General features: G+C 40.0%; 5 protein-coding genes. 3 read left to right on the forward strand and 2 right to left on the reverse strand.

The window, feature by feature from the left end; genetic code table 11:
• Positions 1-414 precede the first annotated feature (414 nt).
• Positions 415-975 (reverse strand): DUF1616 domain-containing protein, encoded by a 561-nt coding sequence (locus tag A9239_RS06395; RefSeq protein WP_255361915.1) that lies wholly within the window; start codon positions 973-975, stop codon positions 415-417.
• Between the two features lie 72 nt (positions 976-1,047).
• On the opposite strand from A9239_RS06395, the gene A9239_RS06400 reads away from it, so the two are divergent.
• Both A9239_RS06400 and A9239_RS06405 read left to right on the forward strand, forming a co-directional pair.
• Positions 1,048-1,836: an S-adenosyl-l-methionine hydroxide adenosyltransferase family protein gene (locus tag A9239_RS06400; RefSeq protein WP_048122083.1), complete on the forward strand. Its 789-nt coding sequence runs from the start codon at positions 1,048-1,050 to the stop codon at positions 1,834-1,836.
• 306 nt (positions 1,837-2,142) lie between these two features.
• Positions 2,143-3,648, forward strand: a complete 1,506-nt coding sequence (locus A9239_RS06405; protein ID WP_048156374.1) for a HEAT repeat domain-containing protein — start codon at positions 2,143-2,145, stop codon at positions 3,646-3,648.
• Positions 3,649-3,673: 25 nt separating this feature from the next.
• Here A9239_RS06405 and A9239_RS06410 read toward each other — a convergent pair whose 3' ends face one another.
• Positions 3,674-3,862, reverse strand: a complete 189-nt coding sequence (locus A9239_RS06410; RefSeq protein WP_080941595.1) for a YHS domain-containing protein — start codon at positions 3,860-3,862, stop codon at positions 3,674-3,676.
• 366 nt (positions 3,863-4,228) lie between these two features.
• On the opposite strand from A9239_RS06410, the gene A9239_RS06415 reads away from it, so the two are divergent.
• Positions 4,229-6,859, forward strand: coding sequence for an SUMF1/EgtB/PvdO family nonheme iron enzyme (locus A9239_RS06415; RefSeq protein ID WP_048156376.1), 2,631 nt, complete (start codon positions 4,229-4,231; stop codon positions 6,857-6,859).
• Positions 6,860-7,102 lie beyond the last annotated feature (243 nt).

Here is a 7,102-nt window from a genome sequence, read left to right on the forward strand (position 1 = left end):
TTTTTTGAATTTACGTCAAGAGAACTCATAAAAACAAGCTTCTGGAAAAGCGTGTAATGAATTTAAAAACAGACTAGATAACCGAATATATAGCTAGATAACCGAACATACAGACTAATACGGGAATTTCATACCTGGGCAAAATTTCCTTTTATTCTCACCATGCTGAGGACCTCTCCACCATAAAAAAGGAAAAAATGCATAATCTGTATGACAGGTGCCCTATTTAATAAAGAAATTTGAGAAAGAAAAAAGTTTCAGCCTGCCAAAAGGAAAAATATACAACAGGGTACTATCCACTCAGATTTCGCTGAAACAGAGAAAATTCTTTATTACTGCTCTCAGAATTGCACGATTTTATTATTTCAGTTTCTGAGATGAACATGGCTCAGTGTCAAATTCCGACTCGGTTGCTTATACCGCCGTTGTCAAAGTTGAAGTATTCTTCGAAAGATTCTGCGTTGTTACGTTTATCCATAGGTTAAGATTTCTGTAAGGCAAACTGATATTCTCTAACATTTCTTTTTTATCGATATTATAGAGCAAAAACTGAAGGTCCATGTTTGTCCCCTCGAAAGGAGGATTCATAGTGACTGCTTTCTCCAGAGTTTCGTCGTTTTCGATGCATATATTTTGCCAGTCAGCCGGTAAAGGTAGAAGCGTATCTTCGAGTTTGACTTCCATTGTATAGTTTACGGGCTTTTGCTCATGGTTTATAATTTCCACAATCACGGTTCCATTCTCTCCGAGTACGTAGTTAGTAGGATAGTTTTTAGCTGTTCCATCAGGTCCCAAAATATAAAATTCGGTAGAGGGTTCCTCTAAGGATTTGGAACTCTGTTTGAAGTTCATTATTTCCTCGCAGCCCGATGCAAGAAGAGTAAAGCTTATTAGAATCATTATGACTAGTTTCTTTATATACATCATCCGTCTCACTGCGCCTCCAAGTTTCCTAAAAATTTTTATTTTTGACAATTACAATCTCACATCTTAATATAATTTCCCAAACCTGTATATTATAAAATAGAAAAAAGATAAGTGATATTTATGTCCATAATTTCCCTGACTACCGATTTTGGAGACCTCTATCCCGCAGCCATGAAAGCCGTGATTTTGAGAATAAACCCGGCAACACAGATTATCGATATAACCCATTCCATCCGGCAGGCCGGAATCCGGGAAGGGGCTTTTGCGCTCTATTCCCTTGTTCGATATTTCCCGCAGGGAACCGTACATATCGGTGTTGTCGATCCTGGGGTAGGGACTTCCCGTCGCGCTCTTGCCATAAAAGCAGGTCCTGAAGGAGAAGAACAGTTTTTTGTCGGCCCTGATAATGGACTACTGATCCCTGCAGCTCGCCACCTTGGCAAAATTGAAGTATACGAGATCACAAATCCTGAAATCATGCTTAAATCAGGAATTTCTGCAACTTTCCATGGTAGAGATATTTTTGCGCCTACAGGAGCCTACCTTTCAAAAGGAACACCTATCGAGGCGGTCGGATCTAAAATCTCGGATTTTATTAGCCTTGATTTCGAAAATTTCGGAATTGACGGATCCTTCCTTGTAGGCGAGGTTATTTTTGCAGACAACTTTGGAAATGTTATCACCAATATTCCTGAAGAAGTAGTTTTAAAATTCTCTAACTTTGGCTCACAGATAGAAATAAACAGCAGAAAGGTCTCCTTTGTTCAGACCTATGGTTTTGTAGGGCCGAAAAAGCCCCTTGCCCTTATAGGCAGTCATGGCTTCCTGGAAATTGCCGTAAACAAAGGAAATGCTGCGCTTCAGTTCGGACTTAAAAGCGGAGATCAGGTAGCAATAAAGATTGTATAAAGAATGGCTGCATAGAGAATGACTGTATAAAGAATGACTGTATAAAAGTAGGCTGTAGTTCCAGATCATTTTAGATCAGAGCTTATCCCAAAACCAATTTTATTCACATATCAATAAGAGTTTCAGAATTAGTTTTCAGGATCAGAAACTCTATTGATAATCCAGAATATGATATTCAGAGAAGCAATTTTGAGTTTTGGGGTCAGCTCTAATAAAGCTTAATTGCTTTTCTTTCTCAAAAGTCAACCAGACACTCGATTCAGCGGAATTTTTATATAACTATCCGGCACAGGCAGTCTGTTTAGAATGAAACTGACTACCTTGAAAACTTACAAGCTTGAAGTTTTCTTTTTATTTGCTCTGGTTATTCTGAGCTTTTTCACCCTATCAGGAAATGGAAATGCAGATAATTCTGCGGCCAGCTCTGGGGGAACTTTCTGGCTTCCTTCAGCAGTAATGCAATCAGTAGCAGCATTGTATGCCGTGTTTATTGCTATATTCATACTTTCCCTGCAAAGCAACAGGGACAGTACTAATTCGATTGCCAACCGGATAAAACCGCCCCTGAAGATGGTATCCTATACGGCAGCAGGGACAATCTATTTTAACGGACTGATACTGATTGTTTTTAGCTTTGGCTCTTTTTCCGAAGCCAAAATGAAAGTTCTGTTAGTTTCCTCTCTTATTTCAATGGTTTTATCCCTTATAGCCATCGTTTACACTTCCATAAACTTGCTAAGCAACGTTTCAGGCTTAAAAACCTCATCTGAAAAACTAGTATATATCTCGGATCTTCTTAGAGGACAGGAAGGAAACCCCATTAGTCCATTAAAACAAAGCGAAAAAGATACACAGTTCTGCATCAAATCCTTGGACGACGAAAATCCGGAGGTCCGAGCAATCGCAGCCGAAGCTCTGGGCCAGGCAAGAGGTCCTGAAGTAGAGAAGGCACTTCTTGAGCTCCTCGAGGACAAGAATTCCCGAGTAAGAATAACTGCAGCCAGAAACCTCGGCCGAATAGGAACCGAAAATGCAGCAGAACCGCTAATTAAACGGCTGGCCGTAGATAAAGACCCTGTATTCCGAGCATGTGCTATAGAATCCCTTGGATATCTTAAAGACAAACGGGCAATTGAGCCTTTAATTAAAAGTCTGGATGACAAAGTTCCCGAAGTCAGGCTAGTTGCAGCCCGTGCCCTGGGGATTCTTGGTGGTGACAAGGCTGAAGAATCCCTTATCGGAAAACTGAATAAAAGCTCTCCGGAATTACAGAAACAGATAATACTGGCTCTAGGAAACTCTGGCAGCAAAAAAGCTGCAGGACTTAACAGTAAAAAAGCCACAGGAGCTCTTATTTACAAACTAAGAGATAAGGACCCCGAACTTCGAAAGTGTGCAGCCGAATCCCTTGGTAAAATGGAAGATCCAGAGTCAGTAGACCCGCTTCTCGAATGCCTTGGTGATACGAATCCTGAAGTAAGAAATGCTGCTGCATATTCTCTGGGAACTCTCAGAGCTGAAAAAGCAATAGACGCTCTTCTGGGAATGCTGACCGAAGAAGATTCAGAACTCCGAATCACTGCAGTCTATGCCCTTGGGAATATAGGCAGCCGAAAAGCAGTTGATGCACTTCTAAAAACTCTAGACGACAGCAACCCCTGGGTGAGGAGGTACGCCGCAGAAGCCCTCGCAAAAATAGGAGATCAAAAAGCAACAGCCCCTCTTGTCAAAAACTTAAACGATCCTGACCCTGAAGTCCAGTGGGCTACGGCTGAGGCTTTAAGGTTGCTGGATAAGCAGAACTCAAGGTAAAAGAAAATCCATTAAAGAAAATCCATTATACCTTAGCTTCCTTGCCATGGATGCTGATGTACTTTTCCGGGTTATCCTGGAATCTCTTCATGCATTCAAACGAACAAAAATAATAAGTTCTTCCCTTGTAGTCACTTTTGTATGTAACATCCCTCTCCGTAACATTCATATCACACACAGGATCAAGCCGTGTTCCACTCCCTTTCATTTTCATAATTTTTCCTCCACTGGTCCGATTATATCATTTTACTCTTTCAAAGCCGCAATATCGGTAGCTTTTCACCCTTCCACACTGCATTTCACAAGTTGCTGAAAATAAACCCAAATAACTGATTATTACTATAATATTTAGTAATTTTTATATAATTCTTTTTGGCAGCGTTCCTTCGCTCTTCCAGCTTCCAGAGACGTCTCATACTTTTCCGTTATATTTTGTGGAAATTTCAACAAATATTTATATTTCTTTCCAATAAACAATTAAAAAACTCTGTTAGTCTTCATAATATGGCATTTGAAAGCTCAGCTTCCACGAGATTTGCTTCATATTATGAAATTAAACTACGTATGGAGCTAAATCCTTTTGTCAGGCGATAAATCAAAATCTTCGTTCGAATGCTTAAATGATGTTTCGACGAAGGAAGATGTACTTGGATTCCGTTCTTACGTCGAAGCTATCGCAGAATTTCTTACCTCCGAGGGCACAAAGCCCCCTATTACTCTTTCTATTGAGGGACAATGGGGATGCGGTAAATCTTCTTTCATGAAGCAATTGAAAGAGGAAATTGAAAAAGGAAATATATGCGATATATCTATCAGAGAATTTTGGAAGTATCTATTTTTAAATAAGAAAAAAGCAGGTCTTCCTGAATTAAAACCTCTTATTTCTAAACTAGAAACCCTTTTTTCTTCCATTGAGGAAAAATTCTCACAAAATAATGGAAATGAACTAAATAACAAAGATGAAAATTTTGATCCATATTCCTTCGAAAATAAAATAAGAGCAATTCTGATATATATTCCTTCAAAAATTAAAAGAAGAAAGTATTTTACAGTCTGGTTTAACTGCTGGAGATATGAAAAAGAAGATGAGTTATGGGCTGCTTTTGCACTTAGTCTCATGGAACAGTTGTCAGAGCAACTTTCCTGGGCACAGCGATTATTAGCACAATTAAAATTAAGGTATCTCAGACTTGAGTTTAAATGGAAAAGTAAGAATTCAATTTCTCTTCACATTTTTTTCTTTATTATTGCGGTTTGTATTCTTAGTTATTCTATTGTAAATCTTGTGACTATTTTATACTTAAATTCGATAAATCAACTATCAGTTACTGTTTTAGCAACATTGGCCGGAATTATAGGTTCTATACTTCCGATATTCTATTTCTGGAAAGATATTAAAGACGTGATTGGCAATCCTTTTGACTTCAGCAAATTTGTATCCAATCCTAATTACACGGAGCACATATCATTCATAGAACGTTTTCATTCTGACTTCAGCAAGATAATTAAATCCTACGCTGGAAATTCAAGAGTCTATGTCTTCATTGATGATCTAGATCGCTGTGAAATACCAAAAGCTGCAGAACTAATGCAGGCTCTAAACCTAATGATCTCTGATGAAGCGAATATTTATTTTTCCATAGGTATGGACAGAAAAGTTATCTCTGCAGGACTGGCGGCTAAAAACGAACAAATTTTCAAGTACTTAAAAATGGATGGGCCTAATCATGGCTATGGGCTTGAATATGGCTACAATTTTATTGAAAAATTCATCCAGCTTCCTTTCAAAGTTCCGAGTCCAAAAAGCGTTGATTTTTTAAAATTTTTACCATCAGCCAATAAAATTGAAACTCCTTTAAATCCATCTGAGCCTGTAGATAAACTAAGTGTCTCTGAAGACCCTACCCCTGACAAATCTCCGGAAAGAGACCTTAAACCCTCAAAGAATGGAAACAGCAATAAAGAAACAGGAACAATTGACCAAAATAATGATGAAACAGTATCAAATAAGCAGGAAATCCAGAATGATAAAGATTGCGTGGAAGATTATGAAACATCAAAGCTGATTCTGAAAATGGTGTCTTCTGCTCTGGATAATAATCCTCGTCGGATAAAGCAGTTCATTAATCAGTTTCGTTTCCAGAGAACTATAGGAAAAAGAACAGGTCTCTTTTCCTATAATAAAGGCACTGCTCCTGAAAATATGTGGAACTGCAAAAAACTTGCAAAATTCGTGGCAATAAGCATAAAGTGGAACTCAATCATTTCTGCTCTGAATTCAAATAGAGTGCTTCTTACCATCTTGCAGGAATATGCATTGAAGCCGGAAAATGAAGATAAAAATCTAGAGAAATGGATCCGGGACGAAAGGCTGATCGAATTTTTGAGGTACGGCTGCGTAGAAGAAAGTAATCCCTCGAAAAATGCAGCCGAATACACGTTATCAGGCCTTGATCTCAGCAAATTATTGCAGGTTTCCCCCGTCATTGTATATCCAGAAGAAAGTATGTCCGGGTCTTTACTGCCTAGTATAGATGAAATGGAATTTGTTCGGATACCAGCAGGAGAGTTTATGATGGGCTCACCTTCCGATGAGGAGGGCAGATCTGATAATGAAGGTCCCGTTCATAAAGTAACAATCAAAAATCCTTTCTACCTTGGCAAATATCCTGTTACTCAGAAGCATTGGACTGTTGTAATGGGTAGCAATCCTTCTCGTTTCAAAGGTGATAACCTGCCTGTGGAATCTATCTCGTGGAATGATGTTCAGGAGTTTATCGCAAGACTCAATGAAATAGAAGGCACCGAGAGATATTGCTTGCCTTCCGAAGCTGAATGGGAATATGCGTGCCGTGCCGGGACAACAACAAGGTATTCCTTCGGGGATGATGAGTCGAAACTTGGAGATTATGCATGGTATAGCAATAACTCTGGACTGAAAACTCAGCCAGTTGGCCAGAAGAAACCCGATCCATGGGACCTTTATGACATGCATGGGAATGTCTGGGAGTGGGTTCAGGGCAGATGGCACGCTAATTATGAAGGAGCTCCTTCTGATGGTAATGCTTGGGATGGAGATAGCACCTACCATGTGGTACGGGGTGGCAGCTGGAACGACAATGCCATGGACTGCCGGTCAGCTTACCGCGGTAGGTACGGCCCCGACGACCGCAGCCCCAATGTTGGCTTCCGTCTTCTGAGGAAATTGTAACAACTTTCGACTTTACCACTTTACCACTTGAGTTACTAGCTGAAGCAAATTTGAATTCCATTGGGCGAAGCCCGAAGACCCAAAGCGTGCGAAGCCGCCGGGACTGAGGCGCTGAGCGCTCTAAATTAAAAAATAGTTTCCTTACCCCCCGATTTCAGCCCTCTTGAGCGAACGAAGTGAGCGAAAAGGGCCCAGTCCTCCCGAGACGGAACTCGGGTGATGGGACTCGGGCGGTGCAACAAA

It is taken from the genome of Methanosarcina sp. A14, assembly GCF_001729375.1.
In the GTDB taxonomy this organism is placed as follows: domain Archaea; phylum Halobacteriota; class Methanosarcinia; order Methanosarcinales; family Methanosarcinaceae; genus Methanosarcina; species Methanosarcina barkeri.

Bases quoted from the DNA above. Each gene is read 5' to 3' on its own strand.
- A9239_RS06405 (WP_048156374.1), top strand. From the start codon at position 2,143: ATGAAACTGACTACCTTGAAAACTTACAAGCTTGAAGTTTTCTTTTTA.
- A9239_RS06410 (WP_080941595.1), bottom strand. From the start codon at position 3,862: ATGAAAATGAAAGGGAGTGGAACACGGCTTGATCCTGTGTGTGATATG.
- A9239_RS06400 (WP_048122083.1), top strand. From the start codon at position 1,048: ATGTCCATAATTTCCCTGACTACCGATTTTGGAGACCTCTATCCCGCA.